The following is a 26,241-nucleotide window of genomic DNA, read 5'->3' on the forward strand; positions in this document are numbered from 1 at the left end:
GGGCGATTATCAATCGCCCGCAAACGACCCGATAAGCTAACCAAAAAAGAAAGGAAGTGAAATTTTGAATAACAAAGAACAATTATTAGGGTCGGAAATCACCGTCCGCTGTCTGGAAGAGCAGGGTATCAAACATGTCTTTTCATTCCCTGGCGGCGTCGTGATTCCATTATTCGACGCCTTTTACCGACTCGACCACGATATTACCGAAATTGGCCCCTGTCACGAACAAAATGGTGTCCATGCCGCCGACGGCTATGCCAGAACCAGCGATACGGTGGGGGTTGCCATTACCACCTCCGGACCGGGCGCAACCAATGCCATTACCGGGATTGCCAATGCCTATCTGGATTCTGTGCCTCTGGTTGTCATCACCGGACAGGTTGCTTCGCCTTTGCTAGGCAAGGATTCCTTCCAGGAAATTGACATCACCAGCGTGACCATGCAGATTACCAAGCATAATTATCTGGTCACTGACGTTAATGACCTGGCCGACACCATCCGGGAGGCCTTTGTGATCGCTAAATCGGGACGACCCGGTCCGGTTGTAATCGATATTCCCAAAGATATATTTTTGGCCAAAACCGAATACGAAAAAATGTTTATACCAAAGCTGCGGCAGATCTATCCGGAAATTAAGGAATCAAAGATATTTGAATCGATTGCCGCCATTAATGCTGCCGAACGGCCGATGATCTATGCTGGCGGCGGGGTGCTTAAATCTAAGGCCCACGAAGAACTGCTGGCTTTTGCCGAAAAATCCGGGATTCCGGTGGCCAATTCCCTAATGGGCTTAGGCGGCATTCCCCGAGATCATGAGCTGTCGGTAGGGATGGTGGGGATGCACGGCTTCCAGGAAACCAATCTGGCGGTCATCAATTCAGATCTGCTGATTGCCATCGGCGCCCGCTTCAGTGATCGGGTCACCGGGAACTGTGACGCCTTTGTCCGCAATAAAACAATCATTCACATTGATGTGGATCCCACCGAGTTTGCCAAAAATATCCCGGCGGAAATCCAGATTCAGGGCAACATCAAAGATGTCTTGCCGCTGCTGACGGAAGGCATTGAAGAAAAATCCTACCCGGAATGGACCGAAAAAATTAAAGGCTGGATCATTCCCTGTGTCGAAAAAGGGAACTACCACCCCAAAAATATTCTTAACACCATTAACGCCGCCTACCCGGAAGCCTTTGTGGTCACCGAGGTCGGTCAGCATCAGATGTGGGTGGGACAATATTGGAACGTCAAGCGTCCGGCGCAGTTTATTACCTCCGGCGGTTTAGGGACCATGGGCTACGGCCTGGGGGCTTCCATCGGAGTCAAACTGGCCAATCCCGATGCCGATGTATTACTGATTGCCGGAGATGGCAGTTTTAGAATGAACTGTCAGGAATTGATCACCGTCAGTAAATACAAGGTCCCGTTAAAGATCTTCCTCTTTGACAACGAAGCTTTGGGGATGGTCAGGCAATGGCAGAAGCTCTTTAGTGACAAACGCTATGCTCAAACCGATATCGTCCAGTGCACCGACTACATCATGCTGGCTGCCGCCAGCGGGATTCCCGGCTACAAGGTCACCACCATGGCCGAACTAGAAGAAACGTTGGAGGCGATCAAAGATCAGCCAGGACCATTACTGGTGCATGTCAAGATTTCCAACGAAGAAGGAGTTTACCCGATCGTCCCGGCTGGCTGTGCCATTGACGAGATTTATTACGAATAAGAAATATGACAAATGTAATCTGAGATGAATCTTACAATAGATTCATCTTTTTTTGTTTGCGAGGCATGTTGCCGGGCTAATGGTCTGAAAGAAGACCTGTCACATGGCTAATTGGGAAGACAAGCTGTAAGCAAGGTCATTTACGGTGATGGAAAGGTTTGGGCGGATGTTGGAATGGAACGCAAGGTAACCTTTTCCGCTTTTGGTAAGAGAGCAGGATGTATTTTTTGTAACTGGCTTTTTTGATGGTGATAAAAGTTTCCAATTGTTCTGAAGTGTTTATTTTTGTGCGTTCTTGTAGTATAATACCGGTAACGAAGCGTTGTTAATAATTATAGTCGAAGAAAGAAAGGCTTAAATCAGGTAATACTCGGTGAAAGAATATCGATGAATGCGATACAGTTATATTATAGATTTTTCATGGAAACTGGGCCGTTTTCCAGCCGGAAAACAATGGTGATTACAATCCTGGTGATCTTAATCCTGATTTCTTTATTGATTCTCAATAAAGAAAAATGGACTACCCAGGAAAAATGCTTTAAAGTAGCTATCTGGTTTTATCTTTATTTGATTTTTCTGTATACCTTTATAGCCAGGACGGGAAAAAGTGAGGTGGACTATAACCTGATGCCTTTCTGGTCTTATCAGCATATTTTTTCGACCCATGAGTTCAGAATCGTCTTGCAAGTTCTATTAAATTGCCTGATGTTTATACCAGTTGGGATATTGGTGCCCTGGGCTTATGAAAATTTTTTGCATGAGGATGAGGTTAAAAAGCGGAATACTGTACTGCTGTTTGGACTGATTGTATCAGTTTCAGTTGAGTGTCTGCAACTTTTTACCAGAACGGGTTTATTTGAGTGGGATGATATTTTCCACAATATGATCGGTATGATTCTGGGTTATGGTATTTATCTCTTTCTGAAGGGCAAACATTTCTGGGCAGTGCATCGATACTTTTTACCAATGCTTGGGGTGGTATTGGCGTTGATAGTTGCGATGATGTAGAAGATCGAGCGTATAAGTTGAGTAGGTGAAAAAATGTTAATACAAAAAGAACGAGAAGACGTCATTAACTATTGCCGTAAGATGATTACTGCTTGAGCATTGTGCTGAGGTGTATGTGAAAACCTGAGCGATCGTCTGCACAGCGAACCAGAATTCTGTACCAGGAGAGGATTTCATGGGAAATACAAGAAATTTCATCACAAATGTGAAGAACGATTACTTAGTAAATAAAAAGATGGCTGGGGAAAACAGGGTGGCTTCAGGGATCAAAATTGGTATTTGTCTGCTTTTATACTTAACCGCTTTGTTTCTACAGATCCGATTTGCTAGCACAACAAATATTGCCGGTGTTATCGCTCAGATTCAGGTGATGGTATCGGTCTATCTGGTTGTTGCAGTCAGAAATAAGGGGTACCAGATTGCAGTTGGTATCAATATTCTGGTATCCTTAATTATCAGCATTAGAATCGTATTTTTGACCGGAAATCTGGATGCCATACCAGGGGTGGTCATACCCTTCTGCACCATCATCACTATCAGTATTATTTCGTTTTATGAAAAAAGTTTTGAAATCAAGCTGACAGAAGTAACCGCACAAAAAAAAGAACTCAGTACCCTCTACGATGAACTGGCAGGTACGGAAAAAGAAATTTTACAGCAGAATGTCAGGCTGAAGGATCTCAATAGAAAGATGAAACAGCGCGAGGTCAGGCTTAATTATCTTGCTTATACCGATGTTTTAACCGGACTCCCAAACCGCGAAATGTTGATCAACAAGCTGGATTTTCTAGTGGAACGTGCTCAGGAAAAGCAAGCGCATTTTACTGTGGTTTTTATTGATCTGGATGATTTTAAAAAGATCAATGACTATAAGGGTCATTATATCGGCGATTTATTATTGAAATCGATTGCCGATAAAATTAAAAAAATCGTTTATCAACAGGATATGCTGGGGCGTTTAGGAGGGGATGAATTTACCCTGAAAATCCAACGTGATTTAAGTGAAATAGAAATTTTTGAATATGTCGAAAAAATTCGAACCGCTATACTGGAACCCTTTGTGGTTGAAAATATGGAATTGAATATCAGCGCCAGCTTCGGCATTGCTCTCTATCCCCGGGATGGGATCAACGCCGCCGAGTTGCTAAACTATTCTGACATCGCAATGTACAAGGCGAAAGAATTCGGAAAAAACAGAGTGCAATTCATTAATGAACGGGTGTAAGTACCGATTGACAGGAGGACAGCGTGGGGATTAAATTTAAAGAAATAGCCGTGATGAGCCTATTTGTAGCGGTGCTGGGCGGAACCATCGGCGGGATTACCTGGGCGCTGCTTTTCATCATGAACCTGGGTATCAATTTTTTATGGACAGATGTTAGAAATGCGGTCAATCTTAGCCTGTATCCGGTGATTATCTGCGCCTTTGGCGGTCTGCTCATTGGGCTGTGGGAGCAGCGCTTTGGCGCCTACCCCCGGGAGATGGCGGAGATTTTGAAGGATGTTAAAAAAGGGGAACGGATTCCCTACAATAATTTACACATTATTGGCATATCAGCTTTGTTGCCGCTGATATTTGGGGGAAGCCTGGGGCCGGAAGCCGGTTTAACCGGCGTGATTGTCGGGTTATGTTTCTGGTTTTCGGATCGGTTTAAGTATATTATTTCAGAAACAGATGAGCTGCCTCAGATTGGCATGGCCGCAACCATTGGGGTTATCTTCGGAGCGCCGCTGTTTGCCTTTGTGCAACAGATTGAAGATGAAAACAAACCGGCGGCGATTCCTAAAAATCAGAAAATGTTTATGTACTTTGTAGGGATTATCAGTGGATATGGCGTTTTAACGATACTGCAGAACCTTTTTGGCGGAAGGCTGGGTTTGGGACATTTTCCGGCTATTGAAAAAATATCGGGCGCCGAATGGGCAGCGGCGATTCCCCTGGCACTAGTTGGGGTAGCAGTGGGAATGCTTTACTATCTGTTTATGAAGATGGCCAAAGCGGCGGTTAAACCATTGGCGCAGAAGATTGTGATCCGGGGCATTCTCGGCGGCGTGATACTTGGTGGAGTGGGGATTTTCCTGCCTTATACGATGTTTTCCGGTGAGCACGAAATGGTTGAGGTGATGAATTCCTGGTCGAGCATGGGTTTTGCGGTGCTGCTCTTAACCGGAATTGTCAAACTATTAATGGGTAATATCTGTCACGAAATGGGTTGGCGGGGTGGTAACATTTTTCCCACCATTTTTTCGGGGGTAGCCATTGGTTATGCTTGTGCCTTGTTGCTTCCCATCGATCCCATTTTTTGTGTGGCGGTAGTGACTTCGGCCTTAACGGCCACTATTATGCGAAAACCACTAGCCGTTATTTTACTGCTATTAATTTGTTTTCCCATTAATGGCATCATTCCGATGACCATCGGCGCAGTCATCGGCGGTGCCATTCCAGTGCCCAAGTGGATTGGGGTTTCAGTAGATAATTAAATTAGCGTGAAAATAAAAAGATCTGAGCATCATGCTCAGATCTTTTTTTTAATATTGGCTGGAGCCAGCGCCTTATTTCAGATGATGGTTAGAAACAAGGCGATCGACCGGCGGGGTGATCGCTTCATTATTTAGATACGTTAATTTCGGTCCAGGCGCGGTTGTAGATGTCCATCACATCACTAGGCAGATCCTTGAAGATCTCGCTGCGAGCCAGATCTTCTTTGCTGATGTTAAAACCGGCATTGGCTGACCAGCTGGCGTCAAGCAGCGCTAGAGCCGGGGTATTCGGCGAGGAATAACCGACATATTCAATATTCTTGGCGGCAATTTCGGGGGTCAGCATGAAATTGATGAATTGTTCGGCCAGTTCCGGATTCTGGGCATTTTTAGGAATTACAAAATTATCATAAAAGGCATTGGAACCTTCTTTGGGAACGGCAAAATCGAGATTATCGGTTTCACTCATGATAATTGCGGCATCACCGGAGTAAACTACCGCCATGGCGGCGTCACCGCTGGCCATCAGGCTTTTGACGTTATCGGTGACATAGGCCATGACCAGTGGTTTCTGGACAATCAGGGCGTCACGGGCAGCATTGATATTGGCTTCATTAGTTTCATTCATCGAGAACCCCAGCCGTTTCAGGGAGGAACCCATGCTGTCACGAATGCTGTCATACATTAAAATTTTGGATGCGTATTTATCATTCCAGAGAATATTCCAGCTATCCACCGGGTCGGTGACCTGAGTGGTGTTATAAACAATCCCTAAAACCCCGTAGAAATAGGGCACCGAGTATTGATTGCCGGGATCAAAGGCCAGATCTTGGGCCGCAGCATCGAGGTTAGCCAGATTGGGAATATTATCTTTGGTAATCGGTTGGAGCATGTCTTCGCTGATCAGCCGTTCAATCATATAATCGGAAGGTACCAGTACATCGTAGGTATCCGATGAATTCTTGACCTTGACGTACATGTCCTCATTGGAGGTAAAGGTTTCGTAATTGACCCGACAATTGTATTCTTCTTCAAACTGGGCGATGACCTCAGGATCCATATAGTCGCCCCAGTTATAAACCGTGAGCTCAGCCCGATCATCGGAGCCACAGCCGCCGGCCAGAAAAGGCAGACATAGTAACAACAAAATTAATAAGATTTTTTTCATTTCACTCTCCTTGTTTTTTATTGGATATGTTTAATTCCTTTTTCACTGCGGATATTGATAAGGATCAATAAGACCATGATACAGCCGAACATGATGGTTGACAAGGCATTTATTTTGGGGTTGATGCCGGCCTTGGCCATCGAGTAGATGGTGATGGACAGATTGCTGACGCCGTTTCCGGCGGTAAAAAAGCTGATCACAAAATCATCGATGGACAGGGTAAAGGCAATCAGGGCGCCAGAGGTAACACCGGGTAGAATTTCCGGGAACAGCACCTTCCAGAAAGCTTGGCGCGGGGTTGCTCCCAGATCCAGGGCAGCCTCAAAAATGTTCTCCGGTAACCGGTTAAAGCGAGGCAGTACCGCCAAAATGACATAGGGAATGCAAAAGGTGATGTGGGCGATAATAATGGTGGTTAAACCCATTTTCATGCCAGCAAAAATAAATAGCGACATCAAGGTGATTCCCATGACGATATCTGGCACCAGAACCGGGATGTTATTTAATAACAGATAGGGTCTTTTTAGCTTGGAACGCATCCGGTAAATGCCCAGCGCCGAGATGGTCCCCACGATGGTCGAAACGGTGGTCGCCACGACCGCAATAATCAGGGTATAGTACAAGGCCTGAAGGATATAGCGATCCTGAAAAAGCATCACATACCATTTAAGGGTAAAGCCCGCCCAGGGTCCCATAATTTTAGAATCATTAAACGAATAAACAATCAACACTAAAATGGGGGCGTATAAAAACAGCAGGATCAGGCCAAAGGCCAGATTTCTGAAAATCTTTTTCATAGCAGCTGACCTCCGGTATCGAGTTCTTTCCCGGTGATTAAACGGGCGATGCCGAGAACCAAAAAGATAATCGTCATCAGTACCATCGAAATGGCTGAGCCGAAGTTCCAGTTGTTGAGGGTTAAAAACTGCTGCTCAATCAGATTTCCGACCAGCATATATTTTCCGCCGCCCAACAGGTTGGAAATAACAAAGGTACTCACCGCAGGCATAAAGACCATCATCGAGCCAGAGACGATGCCGGGCAGACTGAGCGGAAGCTTGATTTTTACAAACATCTGGAAATGGTTGGCGCCCAGATCAGTGGCGGCCCGTAACAGATCGGGATCGATTTTTTTAAGGGATGTATAAATCGGTAACAGCATATAGGGAAAAAAGTTATATACCATCCCCAAAATAACGGCGGATTGGGTATACAGCAGGGAAACATCCTGGAAACCCAACATCCCCAGAAATTGTGAGATCAACCCGCTACCGCTGAGCAGCACCATCCAGGCATAGGTTCTCAGCAGGAAATTGACCCACATCGGGATGATCATTAACACGATCATCAGATTCTGGCGATGCCCGGGTAGCGATATGATCAGATTCCCCAGTGGATAGGCAATGATAAAACAAATCACAGTGGCAATGACGGCATATAAAAACGAGCGGTACAGAAGCTCAAGATACACCGGATCCATAAACTCCTGATAATTGTCCAGGGTAAAGGTGTAGACCCCGGCTTTAAAATCCGGATTGGATAAAAAGCTGAACCAGACCACCACCAGTAGCGGGACCGCAATAAAAATAAGCATCCACAAACCATAGGGATAGGCAATGTATTCCTTAAATGATTTCATGGTCTTTTTCCTTCTTCATAATATGAATATTATTGGGGTCAACCTGGATACTGATCTGATCGCCGGCAAAAAACTCCCGGGTAGTGTGAATCAGCCAGTTGATGCCCTTACAGTTCATGACAATTTCATAGTGCATACCCAGAAAGGTCACCGATTCAATGACACCGTCCAGAAAACCGCTGCCGGGGGGGAGAATATCAATATCCTCGGGCCGGATCACGGTGAGCACCGCTTCGTTTTCTTCAAAACCCTTGTCGACGCAGGGGAACTCAACATCCTGAAGCTTGACCAGACAGTCTTTGAGCATGATCGAATCGAGAATATTGCTTTCGCCAATAAAATCTGCGGCAAAGGCGTTGCGGGGTTCGTTGTAAATATCCACTGGCGATCCGATCTGCTGGATCCGGCCGCGGTTCATAATGATGATGGTATCGGACATAGTCATCGCTTCTTCCTGGTCGTGGGTGACATAAATAAAGGTGATACCAGTTTTTTTCTGAAGATTCTTCAGCTCCATTTGCATATTTTTACGAAGTTTGAGATCCAGAGCACCCAGGGGTTCGTCCAGCAGCAGTACCTGGGGGTGATTGACCAAAGCGCGGGCAATGGCTACCCGCTGCTGCTCGCCGCCGCTTAAGGAATTGACATCCCGCTGTTCCTGCCCCTGGAGATTGACCATCCGTAGCATTTCCTGAACCAGGCTAGCTATTTCGGCCGATGGTTTTTTTTGAATTTTCAACCCAAAGGCAACGTTATCATAAACATTCAAATGGGGAAACAGGGCATATTTCTGGAAAACGGTATTAATGGGTCGTTTGTTGGCCGGAATATTGAGCAGTGATTTTCCTTCAAAAAGGATGTCGCCGTCATCGGGGGTTTCAAAACCGCCAATCATCCGCAGCAGGGTGGTTTTTCCGCAGCCGCTGGGGCCGAGAATGGTCAGGAATTCATTGGCGCGAATGTGAAAATTGATTTCGTCGATGATGGTTTTATCCCCGTAGAATTTGACCAGGTTTTTAACTTGAATAATTTTTTCGGTATTTTTTTTCAATTCATAAATCCTCCGTCTGTATCGATACGATAAATTTAAGCAAAAAAATCCCCAGGCTTTCCCCAGGGTTGATTAAGCAGTTCGTTGCTTACTTAACAAGCTCTATTACAATAGATTTATTCTAACATGTAATGAAACCTTTGGCAATGAAATTAGGTTTACGAACCGGGATTTTTAAATTAGCATAAAATCAGAGTGCTGTTCCATGCGTAGGAACAACACTCTGTATCGACGTTTTAGGTCAGGACATTTATAAGATGCTGGTAACGGTGATATTCAGGAATGCCCGGTCACTGAGATTGAGTTCAAAAGGAGCAATGTCTTCGCCGTCTTTTCTGAAAATCCGAACCCGGGGACGCATCGAGAAGCTTTCATAGTTTTCGATGATAATTCCGGTTAGCCGGTTACTCAGTTCCACACAGGTGCCAATTGGATAGGGGGCGATTTTTCGGATAAAGATGTTCACCAGATCCGGATCAAATAGGGTATGGGAGGCTCCCATAATATATTCGATGACTTCTGAGGGGATGATGGCTTTGCGGTAGGGTCGGTCAGAAGTCATGGCATCGTAAACATCAGCGATGGCAATGATTCGTCCAAACAAGGAAATTTTCTCTTCCTTTAAATCGTTGGGATAACCGCCGCCACCGAATTTCTCGTGGTGATCGAGAATCCCGATCCGGGCTGACATAGTGATGTTTGACACTTTTTTGATATAATCATAACCCAGGGTCGAGTGGTTCTGCATTTCACAGGATTCATCATCGGAAAGAATTCCTGCTTTGCAGAGAATATCTTTTTTGACAAAAACCTTTCCGATATCGTGGAGGATGGCGCCGATGCCGAGATCGCATAATTGCTCCCGGCGCAGACCCAGCGCTGTACCCAGAACAATGGAAAGAACCGCCACATTTACTGAATGGAAATAGGTATAATCATCAAAAACCTTCAGATCGACCATATTGATGACCATGCTGCTGTTTTGAAGAATTTCATCGACAATATTTTCGATTTGCTTTTGCATATCATTAAAGGTACTCTTTTTTAATTGCCCTTTATTCTCAGTGGTAATAAAGACATCCTTAACACATTTAACCGTTTCGGCCCGGACACGGTCGTTTATGATATTTATGATTTGGATATCTTTGGTCAGATCATCTTCAACATATATGCCGTTATAATTCAATTTTTTAATTCGTTCGATGTAATCCTCAGTGAGAACAGTATCTTTGGCAAGAATCAACTCGCCCCGTTCACCCCAAAGATTGTTTCCTAACATCATTCCTTCACGCAGGCAAAATGTTGGTACGTATCTCATGGTTTTCCTCCCAATATAATGACCCTTTATAAAGTCTGGACTAAGTAATAATTATAACTATAAGACCCTTGTTTTTGCAATCAAAATTTCCTGACAATGATAAAAAAGAAGAGTGCAAAGAAGGTAATTAAGATTGTATGAGTTAAGTTCAGACAATAAAACCTTAAAATCGATTGAATGAGATAAATTCATCAATGATCGGATGGTCGGATGCCATGATTTTTTCCGGGGTGTCTGAAAACAGGCAGGATCCCTGATCCAGAAAAGTCAGGTGGTTACAGATTCGAAAAGCCTGACTGAGATTATGGGTGATAATAATAATTGACAGTCCTTGTTCGCAATTTCGTTTTTGCAGCGCCGCTTCGATAATCTGGATGCTTTTGGGATCGATATTCGCGGTGGGCTCATCTAAAAAAAGAACTTGGGGCGAAAAGGATAAGGCTCGGGCCAGAGCTGTTTTTTGGGCTTCGCCGCCAGAAAGATGCCGGGCACTCTGATCCCGAATATCGTCAATTTCGAACTCTTCCAACAGTTGCGATACGATTTGATGGATCTCGTCTTTATCCCGTTTGCGGATTTTTAACGGATAAGCAATATTTTCATAAACAGATCGGGAAAAAAGGGTGGGCGTGTGGGTGGAATAGGTCATTACAGAAAGGATGTCCTGGTCTAAGGACTGGCCATTATAAAGCACATCCCCGGCGGACGGGGCGATGAGACCGGCCATTATTTTCATCAGAGTGGTTTTTCCCGATCCGTTAGGACCAATAATGCCATGAATTTTCCCGGATCCAAAAAGCAGGTTACGGTTTTTATCTTCCAGGTTGAGGACCGTTTTTTCTTGGTAAGTTTTTATTATATTTCTAGTCTCGATATTCATTTTGATCCCCTATGATAAAATGGTATAAAACCGAATTAGTAAGAAACGATATGGTCATCAGGATAAGTCCCATGGCAATGGAAACACTATATTGCCCCATATTGTTATTCATGGCGATGAAGGTGGTCATCACCCGGGTGAAGCCGCGGATATTTCCGCCCACAATCATGACGGCGCCGACTTCAGATATGGCTCGCCCAAAACCGGTGACTAGAGCGATCATAATGACGCCTTTCAATTCTAAAACCAGCAAGATCAGAATATTCCACCCTTGAGCTCCCAATGTTTTGCCGGCTTGAACCACCTCATAACCACTGGTGCTGGCATGGTTAAAGACGATGCCCATGATGACCGGGGTAACCAGAATCGTTTGGGCAATGATCATGGCGGTAGAGGTATACATCAGTTGATACTGACCGAAAGGTCCGGAACGGGCTAAAAAGAGAGCGGTAAACAAACCAATGATAACCGGTGGAAATGACATAAAGGTGTACAGAAAACGAGATACCATTTTCTTGCCTTTAAAGTTGTTGATTCCCAGCAGAATGCCAAGCGGAACCCCAACCAGGGTGCCATAAAGGGTGGATGAAAAAGATACGAAAAGCGATAATAACACGATTTGAATAATTTCAGGGTCAAAGGAAAAAATGAGCCGAAAGGCTTCAACAAAACCATTGAGTATGTAATCCATTGATTTCTCCATAATGAGATCCTGGAAGAAGGCAATTCTCCCAGGATCCCGGTTGAGTTTTTATTTTTGGGTGGCGTTAGGGGTAAACAGTGGATCCCCATTAATTTTGTATGAACCAATCAGTTTCTGCGCTTCAGGTGAAAGGATCCAATCCACAAAAGCCTGAGCACCTTCGGCATTAATCTGAGAATTGATGGTTGGCGAGACGGCAATAACCCCATAAGGATTGCTTAGCATCTCATCGCCTTCGCAGACAATCTCCAGATTGGACATAGTATCTTTCATGTTGGCATAGGTTGCCCGGTCAGCCAGGGTGTAGCCCAGCTTTTCGTTGGCGACCGTCAGAGTTTCGCCCATACCGGTTCCGGTTTTTAAATACCAGTCGCCGGTGGGGGTAATGTTGGCATCTTTCCAGATCGCCAGTTCCTTGGTATTGGTACCGGATTTATCATCCCGGGAGACAAAGGTTGATGGAACAGCAGCGATGGCTGTGAATGCTTTAGTAGCATCAGCAGCGGCAGTTGTTTTTACATTCGCAGGATCTTCTTTTGGTCCCAGCACCACAAAGTCGTTGTACATAACATCAAAACGTTCCACCCCATAACCATCGGTTATAAATTGATCTTCCTGAGATCGGGCATGAACCAGAAGCACGTCGGCTTCACCCGCTTTGCCCATTTCCATGGCCTTACCGGTTCCCACGGCGACAACCTTAACGGCGATCCCGGTTTGGGCTTCAAAATCCGGCAGGATCACTTCCAGCAAACCGCTATCCTGGGTGCTGGTGGTAGTAGCAAGAATGATCTCCCCGTTGGAACCGGGTTCTAAATCTTTCTTTGCCGGGGTGCAGCCCAAGGCACTGAGTGCAATGGTACAGACAAATAAAGCAATAACCAATACTGACAGATTCTTTTTCATTTTCTTCCTCCTGAATAATTATCAAAAGAGCACAAACTCTTGAGATGACAAAAAAAGAAGTGAATACAAAAAAAATAATCGATTGCTCAAAAAACAATCGAAAATTCTGAGTTAACCATCCTTTACACATTGGAAAGCATTGTCATTTCTAACGATACTCTATCGATTGAAAAACCATAGAAAACCGTAGGCTCATCAATTCGGATTGTTTTGTTTTCACTGCGAAACCATATTTAATTGGTTTTATTCTATCAAATCAGATAGTCTGAGTCAAGTCTACTGAGAATTTGTGATCTTTGTTTATTAATGTACCCAATAACTGATGAACGAATCAAAAGAATCGAAGTGACTATGATAAAAAGATGTGAAAAATGACAAAAAATACGAATATTTGATCAGAAACTGTACTTTTTTTTATCCTTATTTTATAATGCTTTTTTTTAAAGCCTTTTAACCATGACATTTTTGCCTAGCCGTTGACAGACAAAAAATCTGATGATACCATGAACCAATCAGAGTTATTTAGATTATTTTTTAAAAAGGAAAATGTGATGAAGACAATAAGAATATGTGTTGGCAGTTCGTGTCATGTAAATGGATCGTATAAGGTGGTCAAGGCCTTGAATCAGCTCATTGATCAGCGGGAACTAAAGAATGAGGTTGAACTGGTGGGGTCATTTTGCATGGGCAAATGTACTGAGGGTGTGGCCGTGGAATGTGACGACATCATCTACGCTGTTTCAGTTGAAAATGTCGAAGAAATCTTCGAAAAAATATTGGGGGGAAAGTAATTGAGTATTATCAATTTTTCAAAAGATAAATGCCGTAATTGTTATAAGTGTATCCGGAATTGTCCGGTGAAGGCCATTAAGCTGAAGGACAAACACGCCCAGATTATTCAGTCTATGTGCATTGGTTGCGGGGTCTGTATTGCAACCTGTCCCCATAACGCCAAAGAAATCCACAGTGATGTCAAAACCATTAAGGAATGGCTGAAAACAGAACAGGTGGTTCTGAGTTTGTCAGCAGTATTCCCGACGGCTTATTATCTGGAGCATCCCCGACAATATCTGGGGATTCTTCGGGAACTGGGTTTTACCATTATTGAGGAAACCTCCATCGGGGCGGAGGTAGTGGCCAAAGCCTACGCTGATGAGTATCGCAGCGATAAAAAGTTTGTTATCTCGTCATCCTGTGCAGCCATTAAAAACCTGATCGAAATCTATTATCCACAGTATTTGTCATCTCTGAGCCGACAGGTTTCGCCGATGATTGCCCATGGCATGATTCTCCGGGAAAAATATCCGGATGCCAAAATTGTTTACGCAGGTTCCTGCCTGGCTAAAAAAATGGAAGTCCATGATAAAGATGTCCGCGGTATCATTGACGGAGTCTTGACTTTTGATGAAATCGATGCATGGATCAAAGAGGAAAATATCTTACCCAGCAAAATGCCGATGGAAGAATTTAACGCAATCGGCACCAACACCGGACGGCTGTATCCGATTACCGGGGGGCTGGCTAAAAACAGCGTCGAAAATCTGGACGGCAGCCGGAAAATTCTGCGCATCGACGGAGTTAAGGATTGCATGGATTTCCTGGATGAAATTCATCAGCTGGACAAGAAATACTGGATTGAAATGAATGCCTGTGAAGAGGGCTGTGTTAATGGCCCGGGAAATATTCACAGCCCTCTGTCAAAATATGAAAAGGTGGAAATGCTGCAGACCTATATCGACCTGAACAGTAAAAAGGAGCCCTCCGCCGATATTCCCCAGATGGATACCATACGGTCTTTCCACAAACGGCCGGTTCATCATCTGGGCGAAGTGCCTGAGGATGAACTGGAAAAAATCTTAAACCAGATGTCCAAATTCACTGAACGGGATGAGCTGAATTGCGGCACCTGCGGCTATGAAACATGTCGCGATAAAGCCAGAGCGGTGTACTGGAATATGGCAGAAATGGATATGTGCCTGCCACTGATCACCAGTAAAACCGAAGCCATTTCCAATCTGATTATCACGACTACCCCCAACGCCATTGCGGTGCTGGATAAAAAGTTCCGGATCATTGAGTTTAATGCCGCCGCCGAACGCCTTTTTAATATGAAAAAGGAAGATGTGATGCGCTACAATTTTGTTGATGCCCTGGATTATAACCCCTTCCGAAAACTGGATCATGACCGGGGGAATACCTATACCGGGAAAGGCCAGTATGAAAAAGAAAACCGAACCTTTATGGAGATCTTAACCTATATTCCAGAACAGGAATTATATATGGGCATTTTTATTGATATCTCCAGGCAGGAAAAGCAGGAACAGGACATGCAGAAAATCCAGGAAGAAACCCTGAAAATGGCGCAACGGGTTATTGATAAGCAAATGCGAGTTGCCCATGAAATCGCCGGGCTACTGGGAGAAACCACGGCTGAAACCAAGGTGACGCTGACCAAACTCCAGAAAGTCGTGACCAGTCGGGAGGTTGAACTTTAATGCCTTTATTTATGGATATTGCCAGCGATAGTGTCAACAAGGTTCATGAAGAGCTTTGCGGCGATAATGTGGAAGTGCGAATTAATGATGAAAGCGTCATTGTGGTGCTGGCTGATGGCATGGGCAGCGGGGTTAAAGCTAATATTCTGGCCACTCTGACCTCTACCATTGCGGCCACCATGCTGGAAGAAAAAATGGGGATCATGGATGTGTTAGAAACGCTGGAAGCGACGCTGCCAAAATGCAGCGTCCGCCATATGGCCTATTCCACCTTTACGATTGTTCAGGTTTTCAGGAACCGGATGGCCTATATTTTGGAATTTGATAACCCGCCCCTGGTGTTTATCCGGGATGGCGAGATCATTGCATTGGAGCGGAAAGAAATCGAATTCCAGGGAAAATCTGTTTATGAAACCACCAAGGAAATTGAAAAAGGTGATATTATGGCTTTTTTCAGTGACGGCGTGATTCATGCCGGCATCGGTCATCTGTTAAATTTCGGATGGCAATGGGAAGAGGCGTCGGATTACATTTTAGCTCGATCCTACGAGAATAAAAAGGCCAAGGAGATTTCGATGGCGCTGGTGGATACCTGCTATAATCTCTATGGTGAAGAACCAGGGGATGATACCACCGTGGCCGTGATTAAGGTTGAAGAACGAAAATACATCACCATTTTTTCTGGACCGCCGCTGGATCAGGAAAAGGATGCCGAGATTAAACGGTTGCTGGAACGGGCTCGGGGCAAGAAAATTGTTTGTGGCGGGACGGCAGCCAATATTGTCGCCCGGGAATTCGGGGAAGAAATTACGGTTGACTTTTCCACCATGTCAGACCGGGTGCCGCCGATTGCCACAATTAAAGGGATTGATTTAGTGACAGAAGGGGTACTGACCCTTCAGGAAACCTTGCGGATTTGTGACGACTATATGAATAATCGTTGTGGCCGGGAAATCTTTCACGAAAAAAACGGCGCCTCAATGCTGGCGAATATTTTAATGAACGAATGCACCACCATTGATTTGATTATGGGGAATTCCATTAATCCGGCTCATCAAAACCCGGACTTTCCCGAGGAACTCACCACCAAATGGCGGGTGACTCAGAAACTCATCGATATGCTGCGTAGCATCAATAAAGAAGTTAATATCATCTATGTTTAATAGACAGTAGTTCAAAGATAATAATCGAGCAAAAAGAGAAGCGGAACACCCCGGTGAGGGTGCTCCGCTTCTAAATAATATGCTTTGAGGAGAAAAGCTATATAACTTATTTACCCAAAATATTTTAATTAACACAAAAATAAAAAAAATATTTTTTATTTCGTTTGTTTTTTCAAGACGCCATAATGGTAATAAGCGTACCCGGCTCCAAAAACAACGGCGCAGATAGCAAAATAAAGTCCAAATAAGGGATTCTGGATACCGCCGGAGAAAATAATCAGCGAACCGAGAGAAGCCAGAATGGGACAGATCAGTCCTCTGAAGACGCTTTTGATTTCCTTTTTTTTCCATAAGACAAAAACCTTGTAATACAGACCCAGATACAGCAGATAACTGGTTACAATGGCGATTTCGGAAATGTCGGAATTAGGGAACAGGGTGTATTTCTGGGAAAAATAATGGACAGTTAACCAGAAACCGACAATCAAGAGCGCCAAAAACGCTGAATTAACCGGAAAATCAAACCGTGAGGAGATCGTCGTCATAGCCCTGGATTTGGGGATCATCTGGTCCAGTCCTAAAGCATAGGGCATCCGGATCATCGCCATCACCAGGCCATTGAGGGTTCCCAGCACCGAGATAAAAACAAACAGCATCAGTATTTTTGCGCCGCTGGAACCAAAAATCATGTTGGCCGCAAAATCAAGATGGGCATCACCGGTGTTCATAATTTCGGTAGGTCCCACCAGATTGGAAATCCCCACAAAATAAATGATATACAGAACCAGAATAATCAGCGGGCTGATAACCAGCGCCAGCGGCAGATTCCGTTTGCTGTTTTTAATCTCATAGGCTACTGAGGTGGAAATAATCCAGCCATCAAATGAAAAAGCAATTGGTGCAATGGCCGCAATCCAGCCGGTCGAGCCAATTTCTGAAACCGCCGCACTGGTGAAATATTCACCAGTGCCACCAAATAGCAAACCGGCAAAACCGATGATCACCAGCGGAATCAGTTTGATGACCATGGCGGCACTCTGGAAATGCCCGCCGATTTTGGCGGAAAAAATATTGGTGGCATAAAGCACCAGAAAACAGCCGATTCCTGCTAATATCTGAATTTCCAGAGTTTGTTCGATATTAAAGAGGATACAGAAGTAGATGCCGGAAACCCAGGCCAGGATGGCGGTAATGGTCGGTAAATAAATAAAGGTTTGAAACCAGCCATAGGCCGAACCCATGCTGGGGCTGATAAATTCTTTGGCATAAGAAAGAACGCCACCGGGCCGATCGGTTCGGGCGGCCAGTTCGGCAATGGTTAAACAGCCAAAGACAATACTGATGGCCGCAACGACAAAGACCAGAATACCTAAAACAACACTTCCGCCGGTGGCGATGAGAATATTATCGCTTTTGAAAAAAATACCAGAACCGATAACCACGCCAACAATTAGAGCGATGGCGGTAAATAAATTGTATCGTGACTTTTGCATGGCAACCTCCAGGGTTAGGATTTCCGGCAATTAAGGAAAAGCCTTGGTGTGATTTCTTTTTTATTGCCGAAAAAATGATTTTGGGATTTATTTTGTACCAAAAAGCCGGTCGCCGGCATCGCCTAAACCAGGCACAATGTAAGCATGGTCATTTAAGTGATCGTCAATGGCAGCACAAAAAATAGGGATTTCGGGATAAGCGGTGGTGACGGCTTTAATACCTTCGGGGCAGGCCAGAATATGAACCACCTTGATATTGGGGCAATTGGCTTCTTTTAAAAGGCGAATGGTGTGAATCACGGAGACCCCGGTGGCCAGCATCGGGTCGACAATAATTGCTTCTCTTTCAGCAATGTCAGAAGGTAGTTTTTTGTAATATTCTACCGCCTGAAGGGTTTCGGGGTCTCGGTATAAGCCGATATGACCGATTTTGGCCTTGGGGATAATATTGGTAAAGCCTTCCACCATTCCCAAACCTGCCCGTAGAATAGGGACAATGACCACATCTTTTTCGGCCAGAACTTTTTGGGTGGTTTTGCAGATGGGGGTCTCGATTTCAATTTCTTTAAGCGGAAAATGTTTGGTAACCTCCCAGGCCATTAGGCTGGACAGTTCCTTCACCAGTTCTCTAAACTCCCGGGAAGGGGTTTCCATCTTGCGAAGGTGGGTTAATTTGTGCATGACAAGTGGGTGATCCACTATGGTTACATTTTGCATGGGTAATCTCCTTTTATTGTTTATTAGATTAATAATACGATAATTGACTGAATAATTCTACAATTATTTAAGAATTATTTGTTGACACTTGGGAAATTAGGGTTAAAATGAAATAATACGATTAAATTTAAGCATTAAATAAATTTTAAAAAGGAAGGTGACCTGAAAATTGAAAGAAATTAAATTATATACTTGGGCCCACTGTCCATATTGCCGAGCCGCCAAACAACTTCTGGATGACAAGGGGTTGAAGTATACGGAAATTGATATTTACAATGATGCGGAGACCCGCCGTCAATTGCAGGAACAGACAAGTCATTATACTGTGCCTTTTGTCTTTGTTGGAGAGACATTTGTAGGCGGTTTTTCGGAACTTAAAGAAATCGAGTTTAGCGGTAAACTTGATGAGTTATTATAAGGTGAGGTTAAGATGGCAGCAATAACATTTAAGGTTGTAGAAGAAATCGGTGTTCTCAGCGAATTACCCAGCGGATGGCAGAAAGAACTGAATCTGGTGAGCTGGAACGAACGGGATCCCAAATATGATATTCGGGATTGGAATGTTGACCACGAAAAAATGCGGAAGGGAATCACACTGACCGCCGATGAGCTGGTCCAATTGCGTGATATCTTAAACGGGATGGAACTTTAGCAAAAGATGTAGTAAAAAACAGCGTATCTCACCAGATAGTGAGATACGCTGTTTTGCGTGAAGGCAGTCGCCAATCACAAGCTTGCTTGTAGTTGGCGACTGCCTATGAATCAAAGATGGAGCGGAGCGGAATCGTGGTTATTTAATCGGTTCGGCACAATTGGCGGAACCGGTGCTTAAGAGCATTTCAAGGCCGTGGTCCAGGGCGGGGAGAATGGCTTCGAGGTTTTCTTTGACAGCCTTGGGGCTGCCGGGGAGGTTGATAATCAGGGTTTGCTTGCGGATGCCGGCGGCGCTGCGGCTGAGCATCGCTTTAGGGGTGATCTGCAGGCTATGGTAACGCATTGCTTCAGGGATCCCGGGGGTCATCCGGTCACAGACGGCAATGGTGGCTTCCGGGGTCCAGTCCCGCTGCGAAAAACCAGTGCCGCCGGTGGTCAGAATCAGATCCAGCTGATCATCATCAGCCCAGGTAATCAGGGACGCTTTGATGGTTTCTAGATCATCCGGCAGGATGATGGTTTTGACGACCTCATAGAGTTTGGTTTCTGCCAGCATCGTCTTTATCATTGGGCCGCTTTTGTCTTCCCGTTGACCCTTTGAGCCCAGATCGCTTAAGGTCATTATTCCAGTTCGATACATAAGATCCTCCTAAATATTAAATGTAAAAAAGTCGTTGGCCAATAAATCGATATATAAAAGTTTGTTCCGCAATATTTCTTCTTTCCCGGTGAGGACTTTTAAGGCTTCGGAAACTTCCAGCGAAGCAGCCAGCGCTGGGGTGAAAGAGGGGTTGCCCAGAGCCTTGGAGTCGTACTCTTTTTCGCCGGCATAGAGGCGAGACAGGGTATCGTCTTCCGGGAAAACGGTGGTGATCTGGGCGAACCAGCCACCAATTGCGCCGTGGATTAAAGGGATGTCCTTTTCTTTGCATAAGGTTTGCACGGTGAGCCGGGCGGGCACATTATCCAAGGCATCCACCACCAGATCGGCTGCGCCAATCAGGGCGGAGCCATTTTCTTCGTCCAGAAAATCGTGATAATAAGTGGTTGTTACATCTTTATTAATCAACTTAACCCGGGCCGCTGCCGCTTTAGCCTTGGGAGTACCCAGATTTTTTTCGGTGGAAAAAATCTGTCGATTTTGGTTGGAATCTTCAAAAACATCACCATCAATCAAAATCAGGGAACCAATCCCGACTCGAGCTAGCATTTCGATAATATAGCCGCCCAAACCGCCGCAGCCTACCACACAAACCGTTGCATGTTGGATGAGTTCAAATTCTTTGGCAGAAAAAGCTGGAAAATTTCGTTCATAACGTGACATTGTGCCACCTCCTCGTATCCCAATATAACAATTAACACCAGTATAACAATTTTTAACGAATAATTAAAGTCTTGAATTGATATTGTTTTTTCTGACAAAAATCGTTAGAATAGAAGGTAGACAAAAAATGATGAAATTTGATCGGTAAGGAGAAACCACTAATCCATAGCGTCTAGACAGATTATAGTAAATAAAAAATCAAATGAAAACTTAGTATTTACAATGGTTTTCAATATACAAGGAGAAAAAATGGAGTTGCTGAAGGTAAAAACCATTGATGAGATGAAAAAAATTATCAATGAGACATTTAAAGACCTAAGTTTAGAGAATGAAACCATTGATATCAGCAATGGTTTGGGTCGGGTATTATCAGCAGATATTATATCTACCATGGATGTTCCTCATTTTGATCGATCAGTGGTGGATGGTTATGCGGTGAAGCTTACCGACGTTCAAGGTGCATCTAATGCGATACCGGGATTTTTGAGAATAACCGGAGAAGTCCAGATGGGCAAGCAAACAACACTTAGCCTCAGTCAGGGTGAAACCGTCTACGTTCCAACTGGGGGGATGGTACCTTCAGGTACTGAAGCGATGATTATGATCGAATATACTGAAAAACTGGGCGAAAAAGACCTGGCAATTTATATCAATGCCGGAGCCAATGAGAATATGATGTTGATTGGTGATGATATCAGAAACGGGGAACAGGTTTTTTCCAGCGGGCATTTGTTAAGACCCCAAGATATTGGCGTTTTATCAGCTTTGGGTTACCTTCAAATTGAAGTTTTTAAACGCCCCCGACTCAGCATCATTTCCACCGGGGACGAAATTATCCGCCCCGGTGAGAGACCTAAACCAGGGGAAGTGATTGACATCAATACGCCAGCATTGGCTGCGGTGGCAAAGCGACTGGGTGCTGATGTAGTTGCGACATCCTATGCTAGAGATAATCTTCAGGAGATTCAGGAAGCCATTGAAAACGGTTTGAAAAATGGTGATATGGTCATTCTCTCTGGGGGGAGTTCCATGGGAGAAAAGGATTACACGGTAAAGGTCATTGCTGAACTCGGCGAAGTTCTCCTTCATGGTCTGGCTATTAAACCTGGAAAACCGACGATTTTAGGAACTGTTCATAAAAAACCGGTAATCGGTTTACCCGGCCAACCGGCAGCAGCTATTATGGTGATGATGATCGTCCTTCAAGAATTTATGAACCTGTATTATGGTCGGGATTCTTTTAAATATCAGACCGTGCAGGGTGTTATAATGGAAAATATCCATGCTGCGCCAGGACGACGCACTTTTAAGACCGTGTCTGTCAAAGAAACAGAAAACGGAATAGAAGTCCGACCAACCCAAGGCAAATCCGGGATGATTACGCTCTTATCCTATTCGGACGGATACATTGAAATTACCGAAAACGAAGAAGGAAAAAACATCGGGGATCGGGTTGAAGTCACCATGTTTTAGATAGTATTGACCATTACCGTATCACAAATGGAGGGAAGAATGAATACCGAAAACATAGGGAAGAAAGATGAACGTAATTTATATTTAAAAAATGAAGATTTGGATGTGGCGGTCGCCAGGTATCTGGCGTTATTATCCTTTGAAAAAGTTCAGGAAAAAGGTCGGGTGTTACCGGTGATCGAATCCCAGGGCTGGGTGACCAGCGAGCCTGTATTTGCGAAAATTTCTTCTCCATATTATAATGCCTCAGCGATGGATGGCATCTGTGTGGATGCGATGGAAATGATCGGTGTGGATGAACGCCATCCCAAAATCCTGATCAAAGGAAACGATTTTAATTTTGTGGATACTGGGGATGTGATTACTGATCCCTACAATGCTGTGGTGATGATCGAAGATGTCATTATAAAAAACGACGATGAGGTAAGCGTTAACAATCCTGTTTCCCTGTGGCAGAATGTCCGTCCCATTGGTGAAGATATTGTTGCCGGTGAACTGATCATCCCCGCCTTTCATCGGATCCGTCCGATCGATCTGGGGGCACTGCTAGCTGGCGGTATTACCGAAATTGAAGTCATGCAAAAACCGCAAGTTGGAATTATCCCCACCGGTACTGAACTGGTTGAAGCCGGAGAGGCCATGGCAGTGGGGAAAATTGTGGATTCCAATACGCATATGTTTGTTGGGCTTGTTAAAGAGTATGGAGGAGCAGCTCAGCGCTATCCGACGGTTCGGGATGAGTATGAGCTGATCAAAAACGCCATTATTAAAGCTGTAGATGAAAACGATATGGTGCTGATTTCGGCTGGTTCCTCGGCTGGAACCGAAGACTATACTCGCAAGCTCATCGAAGAATTAGGTGAAGTGGTGGTTCACGGGGTGGCCATTAAACCGGGCAAACCAGTGGTTTTAGGCTTAATTCAGGGAAAGCCGGTAATCGGTATCCCCGGCTATCCAGTATCGGCTTACTTTGTTTTTGAGAGTTTTGTGAAACCCGTGATACTGGCATTTAACCACCAGACCTTTGTGGAAGGCGTCACTATCAAAGCGGTGCTGTCCAAACGGTTGATGTCATCGCTGAAATACTTGGAGTTTGTGCGGATGAAATGTGGCCGGGTGAATGATCAATTTGTGGCAACACCGCTTGATCGGGGTGCTGGTGTCACGATGTCACTGGTCAATGCCGACGGGATTTTAAAGATCCCCAAAAATGTGGAAGGCTATGAAGTTGGCGAAGAGGTCGAGCTGATTCTAATGCGGCCTCGAGAAGAAATTGAAAATACCCTAGTTTCGATTGGCAGTCACGATGTCCTAATGGATATTATATCAAATATCATTCATAAAAATAAAAAACTGGTAAACCTTTCTTCGGCTCATGTGGGCAGTTTAGGTGGGATTATGGCCATTAAAAAAGGCGAATGTCATATTGCTCCCATCCACCTTTTGGATGAGGAAACCGGGATTTACAATCTGGCCTACTTAAAACGCTATCTCGCTGACGACGATGTGGTGCTGATCAAAGGGGTCAAACGTACCCAGGGGATGATCATCCCCAAAGGTAATCCTAAAAACATTCAGGGGATTGAAGATTTGATTCGTGATGATATCAGCTTCGTCAACCGCCAGCGGGGGTCGGGAACCCGGGTACTGCTGGATTATTTATTAAAAACAGCCCAACTTGATGCCAATCAGGTTTTGGGTTATAGTCGGGAAATGAACACCCATATGATGGTAGCTTCGGCAGTGAAATCCGGTTCCTGCGATGTTGGGATTGGGGTTTTATCGGCCGCCAATATGATGGAACTGGATTTTATCCCGATCGGCGATGAAGCCTATGACTTTGTTATTTTAAAAGAAAATCTGCGGGATCCCCGGGTACAGATTTTCATCAAGGTGCTTAAATCCCAGGAATTTAAAGATGCCCTGAAGCGGCTGGGGGGATATGGACTGGAACAGCCGGGAGAAATAGTCGAACCCTAGACATCACAAGGGAGAAAGCAGGAAGCAGATGAAGGATAATTATGGAAGAAAAATAAATTACATGCGTATCTCCATCACCGATTTATGCAATTTAAGATGTGTCTACTGTATGCCAGAAGAAGGGGTTGAGAAACACCCCCATCAGAAAAATCTGTCCTTTGAAGAAATTCTGGATCTGATAAAAGCCGGGGTGAGCTTGGGGGTCAATAAGATTCGGCTAACCGGCGGAGAACCGCTGGTACGCCATGGGATTGTGGATTTAGTCAGAAGAATCGGGGAAATCCCCGGAATTGACGATTTGACCATGACCACTAATGGGATTCTTTTGCCAAAATACGCCAAAGATTTAAAGGCAGCCGGCTTAAACCGGGTGAATATCAGCCTGGATACCTTTGATCCGGTCAAATTTCATGAGATTACCCGGTGGGGCCATCTGGAAGATGTTCTTGCGGGGATTGCCGCTGCCGAGGCAGTGGGGATGCATCCTATTAAAATTAATACGGTGCTGATTAAGGGTTTTAATGACAATGAAATAGAAACCTTTGTGAATTACACCAGAGAGGAAGACGTCGATATCCGGTTTATTGAACTGATGCCGCTGGGTGAGTCCAGTGGTTTTGCGGAAAATAAATACTTGTCTAATGATGAGGTGTTAAAAAGAATGCCGGCTTTAATGCCGCTTCTGGAACCGGACAAAACCGGACCAGCAGAGTATTATCAGCTGCCCGGTGCCAAGGGCCGAGTGGGACTGATTAATCCCATCAGCAAACATTTCTGCAGCGCATGTAACCGGATCCGGGTTACTACCGACGGCAAGATCAAACCTTGTCTTCATTCAGACTACGAAATTGACCTGGTGGCATTGCATCAATCCGGAAAGACCTATCAAGAGATTCTCTTACAGGCGATTAATGAAAAACCGGAGAAACATCATATCAACGAACATGAAAAACAGTTGCTAAGAAATATGAACGAAATTGGAGGATGATATGGACAAGGAAGTATTAGAGTTCACCCATTTTAATGAAGCGGGCCGCAGTAAAATGGTGGATGTCACCGAGAAAAAAAGCTCCGATCGGGTAGCAGTTGCCAAGGGAGCCATCACCATGAAAAAAGAGACCCTGCAAAAAGTCATCGCCGGACAGATGAAAAAAGGGGACGTTCTGGGAGTAGCTCAAGTTGCCGGAATTATGGGCGTTAAGCGGACTGCTGATCTGATTCCAATGTGCCATAATATTTTCATTTCCGGCAGCGACATCGACTTTGAAATCGATGAGCCGAATTCCCGGATTTTAATTGAAGCGACGGTTAAAAATACTGGCCAGACCGGGGTGGAAATGGAAGCTTTAACAGCGGTTTCTGTGGCCGCCCTGACCATTTATGACATGTGCAAAGCGGTCGACAAAGAAATGACCATCGAAGCAATCTATCTGGCTAAAAAAACCGGTGGTAAATCCGGCGAGTTTATAAATCCCAAACATCAATAAAATTAACAGGAGAAATGTAATGAGTGGAAAAGTAATAGCAATTAATATCAGTGAGAAAAAAGGTGTGATGAAAAAACCGATTCCAGTCGGGAATTTTATTAAGGACTTTGGTCTTGAGGATGACGCCCATGCCGGCAAATGGCATCGGCAGGTCAGTCTGTTAGGCCAGGAGAGCATTGATAAGATGATCGCCATGGGAGCAGCGGGACTATGCGCCGGAAATTTTGCCGAAAATATCACCACCACCGGAATCTGTGTCTATGAACTGCCGGTGGGGACTAAGCTTAAAATCGGCGAAACCCTTCAGGAAGTGACCCAGATCGGTAAAGAATGTCATGCTGGATGCGAAATTGCCCAACAGGTTGGCGATTGTGTGATGCCACGAGAAGGTATTTTTACAATAATTTTGGAAGGTGGCACCATCAAAGCCGGTGATACCATCGAAGTTGTGGAGTAATCAGATTAAAATCATTTACCATAAATTTTTCCAGAGACAGAACAAATCACAAAAAATGATCGAATGTGTATTGCATTATCAGAATTTAGTGTTACAATAGTAAATGTTATTGCCGCAC

At 44.6% G+C, this 26,241-nt stretch carries 26 protein-coding genes and 1 riboswitch; of the genes, 14 read left to right on the forward strand and 12 right to left on the reverse strand.

Translation table 11 applies throughout. From position 1 onward, the window contains the following. The first annotated feature begins 64 nt into the window (after window positions 1-64). The 4 genes from ilvB to Q7J41_RS14305 all read left to right on the forward strand — a co-directional run bounded on the left by ilvB (window position 65) and on the right by Q7J41_RS14305 (window position 5,215). Window positions 65-1,726: a biosynthetic-type acetolactate synthase large subunit gene (ilvB, locus tag Q7J41_RS14290; protein ID WP_304889112.1), complete on the forward strand. Its 1,662-nt coding sequence runs from the start codon at window positions 65-67 to the stop codon at window positions 1,724-1,726. Window positions 1,727-2,179: 453 nt separating this feature from the next. After that, on the forward strand, window positions 2,180-2,734 hold the full coding sequence (locus tag Q7J41_RS14295; RefSeq protein ID WP_304889113.1) for a VanZ family protein: 555 nt from the start codon (window positions 2,180-2,182) through the stop codon (window positions 2,732-2,734). A 175-nt stretch (window positions 2,735-2,909) separates the two neighbouring features. Then, window positions 2,910-3,959, forward strand: a complete 1,050-nt coding sequence (locus Q7J41_RS14300; protein ID WP_304889114.1) for a GGDEF domain-containing protein — start codon at window positions 2,910-2,912, stop codon at window positions 3,957-3,959. Window positions 3,960-3,982: 23 nt separating this feature from the next. Continuing rightward, window positions 3,983-5,215, forward strand: a complete 1,233-nt coding sequence (locus Q7J41_RS14305) for a chloride channel protein (protein ID WP_304889115.1) — start codon at window positions 3,983-3,985, stop codon at window positions 5,213-5,215. Between the two features lie 127 nt (window positions 5,216-5,342). Here the strand turns inward: Q7J41_RS14305 and Q7J41_RS14310 are convergent, their stop codons facing one another. The 8 genes from Q7J41_RS14310 to Q7J41_RS14345 all read right to left on the reverse strand — a co-directional run bounded on the left by Q7J41_RS14310 (window position 5,343) and on the right by Q7J41_RS14345 (window position 12,880). Beyond that, window positions 5,343-6,383: a PotD/PotF family extracellular solute-binding protein gene (locus tag Q7J41_RS14310; protein WP_304889116.1), complete on the reverse strand. Its 1,041-nt coding sequence runs from the start codon at window positions 6,381-6,383 to the stop codon at window positions 5,343-5,345. 17 nt (window positions 6,384-6,400) lie between these two features. Then, complete coding sequence (locus Q7J41_RS14315; protein WP_304889117.1) at window positions 6,401-7,180, reverse strand: ABC transporter permease; 780 nt, start codon at window positions 7,178-7,180, stop codon at window positions 6,401-6,403. Then, window positions 7,177-8,022 carry an ABC transporter permease gene (locus Q7J41_RS14320; protein WP_304889118.1) on the reverse strand — a complete coding sequence of 282 codons (846 nt, stop codon included), beginning with the start codon at window positions 8,020-8,022 and terminating at the stop codon, window positions 7,177-7,179. The genes Q7J41_RS14315 and Q7J41_RS14320 overlap by 4 nt, the downstream gene beginning before the upstream one ends. Beyond that, window positions 8,009-9,073: an ABC transporter ATP-binding protein gene (locus Q7J41_RS14325; protein ID WP_304889119.1), complete on the reverse strand. Its 1,065-nt coding sequence runs from the start codon at window positions 9,071-9,073 to the stop codon at window positions 8,009-8,011. Before Q7J41_RS14325 ends, Q7J41_RS14320 begins: the two co-directional genes overlap by 14 nt. Before the next feature lie 250 nt (window positions 9,074-9,323). Beyond that, entirely contained in the window at window positions 9,324-10,391 is a 1,068-nt protein-coding gene (locus tag Q7J41_RS14330) for an HD-GYP domain-containing protein (protein ID WP_304889120.1), read from the reverse strand. A gap of 163 nt (window positions 10,392-10,554) precedes the next feature. Next, window positions 10,555-11,271 carry an ABC transporter ATP-binding protein gene (locus Q7J41_RS14335; RefSeq protein ID WP_304889121.1) on the reverse strand — a complete coding sequence of 239 codons (717 nt, stop codon included), beginning with the start codon at window positions 11,269-11,271 and terminating at the stop codon, window positions 10,555-10,557. Beyond that, window positions 11,255-11,962 (reverse strand): ABC transporter permease, encoded by a 708-nt coding sequence (locus tag Q7J41_RS14340; RefSeq protein ID WP_304889122.1) that lies wholly within the window; start codon window positions 11,960-11,962, stop codon window positions 11,255-11,257. The genes Q7J41_RS14335 and Q7J41_RS14340 overlap by 17 nt, the downstream gene beginning before the upstream one ends. Before the next feature lie 60 nt (window positions 11,963-12,022). After that, complete coding sequence (locus Q7J41_RS14345) at window positions 12,023-12,880, reverse strand: substrate-binding domain-containing protein (protein WP_304889123.1); 858 nt, start codon at window positions 12,878-12,880, stop codon at window positions 12,023-12,025. Between the two features lie 102 nt (window positions 12,881-12,982). After that, window positions 12,983-13,098: riboswitch (molybdenum cofactor riboswitch) on the reverse strand. Window positions 13,099-13,431: 333 nt separating this feature from the next. Between Q7J41_RS14345 and Q7J41_RS14350 the strand changes: the two genes are divergently transcribed. Genes Q7J41_RS14350 through Q7J41_RS14360 form a run of 3 tightly spaced genes read left to right on the forward strand, consistent with a single transcriptional unit; the run spans window position 13,432 to window position 16,538 of the window. Beyond that, the gene (locus tag Q7J41_RS14350) at window positions 13,432-13,671 is read left to right on the forward strand and encodes a (2Fe-2S) ferredoxin domain-containing protein (protein ID WP_304889124.1); all 240 of its coding nucleotides are present in this window, start codon (window positions 13,432-13,434) and stop codon (window positions 13,669-13,671) included. After that, on the forward strand, window positions 13,672-15,375 hold the full coding sequence (locus Q7J41_RS14355; RefSeq protein ID WP_304889125.1) for a [Fe-Fe] hydrogenase large subunit C-terminal domain-containing protein: 1,704 nt from the start codon (window positions 13,672-13,674) through the stop codon (window positions 15,373-15,375). Continuing rightward, window positions 15,375-16,538, forward strand: coding sequence for a SpoIIE family protein phosphatase (locus tag Q7J41_RS14360; RefSeq protein WP_304889126.1), 1,164 nt, complete (start codon window positions 15,375-15,377; stop codon window positions 16,536-16,538). Before Q7J41_RS14355 ends, Q7J41_RS14360 begins: the two co-directional genes overlap by 1 nt. 155 nt (window positions 16,539-16,693) lie before the next feature. Here the strand turns inward: Q7J41_RS14360 and Q7J41_RS14365 are convergent, their stop codons facing one another. After that, window positions 16,694-18,031 (reverse strand): APC family permease, encoded by a 1,338-nt coding sequence (locus Q7J41_RS14365; protein ID WP_304889127.1) that lies wholly within the window; start codon window positions 18,029-18,031, stop codon window positions 16,694-16,696. An 87-nt stretch (window positions 18,032-18,118) separates the two neighbouring features. Beyond that, the gene (upp, locus tag Q7J41_RS14370; protein WP_304889128.1) at window positions 18,119-18,748 is read right to left on the reverse strand and encodes a uracil phosphoribosyltransferase; all 630 of its coding nucleotides are present in this window, start codon (window positions 18,746-18,748) and stop codon (window positions 18,119-18,121) included. Window positions 18,749-18,917: 169 nt separating this feature from the next. On the opposite strand from upp, the gene Q7J41_RS14375 reads away from it, so the two are divergent. Continuing rightward, window positions 18,918-19,166 carry a glutaredoxin domain-containing protein gene (locus Q7J41_RS14375; protein ID WP_304889129.1) on the forward strand — a complete coding sequence of 83 codons (249 nt, stop codon included), beginning with the start codon at window positions 18,918-18,920 and terminating at the stop codon, window positions 19,164-19,166. Between the two features lie 12 nt (window positions 19,167-19,178). Next, the gene (locus tag Q7J41_RS14380; protein WP_304889130.1) at window positions 19,179-19,400 is read left to right on the forward strand and encodes a YdbC family protein; all 222 of its coding nucleotides are present in this window, start codon (window positions 19,179-19,181) and stop codon (window positions 19,398-19,400) included. A 138-nt stretch (window positions 19,401-19,538) separates the two neighbouring features. Here Q7J41_RS14380 and Q7J41_RS14385 read toward each other — a convergent pair whose 3' ends face one another. Then, on the reverse strand, window positions 19,539-20,042 hold the full coding sequence (locus Q7J41_RS14385; protein ID WP_304889131.1) for a molybdenum cofactor biosynthesis protein B: 504 nt from the start codon (window positions 20,040-20,042) through the stop codon (window positions 19,539-19,541). A gap of 9 nt (window positions 20,043-20,051) precedes the next feature. Then, on the reverse strand, window positions 20,052-20,726 hold the full coding sequence (locus Q7J41_RS14390; protein WP_304889132.1) for a ThiF family adenylyltransferase: 675 nt from the start codon (window positions 20,724-20,726) through the stop codon (window positions 20,052-20,054). A gap of 249 nt (window positions 20,727-20,975) precedes the next feature. Between Q7J41_RS14390 and glp the strand changes: the two genes are divergently transcribed. From glp to Q7J41_RS14415, 5 genes are read left to right on the forward strand one after another with little or no spacing between them, the layout of a single operon-like run. Continuing rightward, window positions 20,976-22,199, forward strand: a complete 1,224-nt coding sequence (gene glp, locus Q7J41_RS14395; RefSeq protein ID WP_304889133.1) for a gephyrin-like molybdotransferase Glp — start codon at window positions 20,976-20,978, stop codon at window positions 22,197-22,199. A 39-nt stretch (window positions 22,200-22,238) separates the two neighbouring features. Continuing rightward, complete coding sequence (locus Q7J41_RS14400; RefSeq protein WP_304889134.1) at window positions 22,239-24,179, forward strand: molybdopterin biosynthesis protein; 1,941 nt, start codon at window positions 22,239-22,241, stop codon at window positions 24,177-24,179. 28 nt (window positions 24,180-24,207) lie between these two features. Beyond that, the gene (gene moaA / locus Q7J41_RS14405) at window positions 24,208-25,167 is read left to right on the forward strand and encodes a GTP 3',8-cyclase MoaA (protein WP_304889135.1); all 960 of its coding nucleotides are present in this window, start codon (window positions 24,208-24,210) and stop codon (window positions 25,165-25,167) included. A gap of 1 nt (window position 25,168) precedes the next feature. Beyond that, entirely contained in the window at window positions 25,169-25,666 is a 498-nt protein-coding gene (gene moaC / locus Q7J41_RS14410) for a cyclic pyranopterin monophosphate synthase MoaC (RefSeq protein WP_304889136.1), read from the forward strand. A gap of 19 nt (window positions 25,667-25,685) precedes the next feature. Further along, on the forward strand, window positions 25,686-26,123 hold the full coding sequence (locus tag Q7J41_RS14415; RefSeq protein WP_304889137.1) for an MOSC domain-containing protein: 438 nt from the start codon (window positions 25,686-25,688) through the stop codon (window positions 26,121-26,123). The last annotated feature ends 118 nt before the right edge of the window (window positions 26,124-26,241 follow it).

The organism is Acetobacterium sp. (genome assembly GCF_030652775.1).
Lineage (GTDB): Bacteria > Bacillota > Clostridia > Eubacteriales > Eubacteriaceae > Acetobacterium.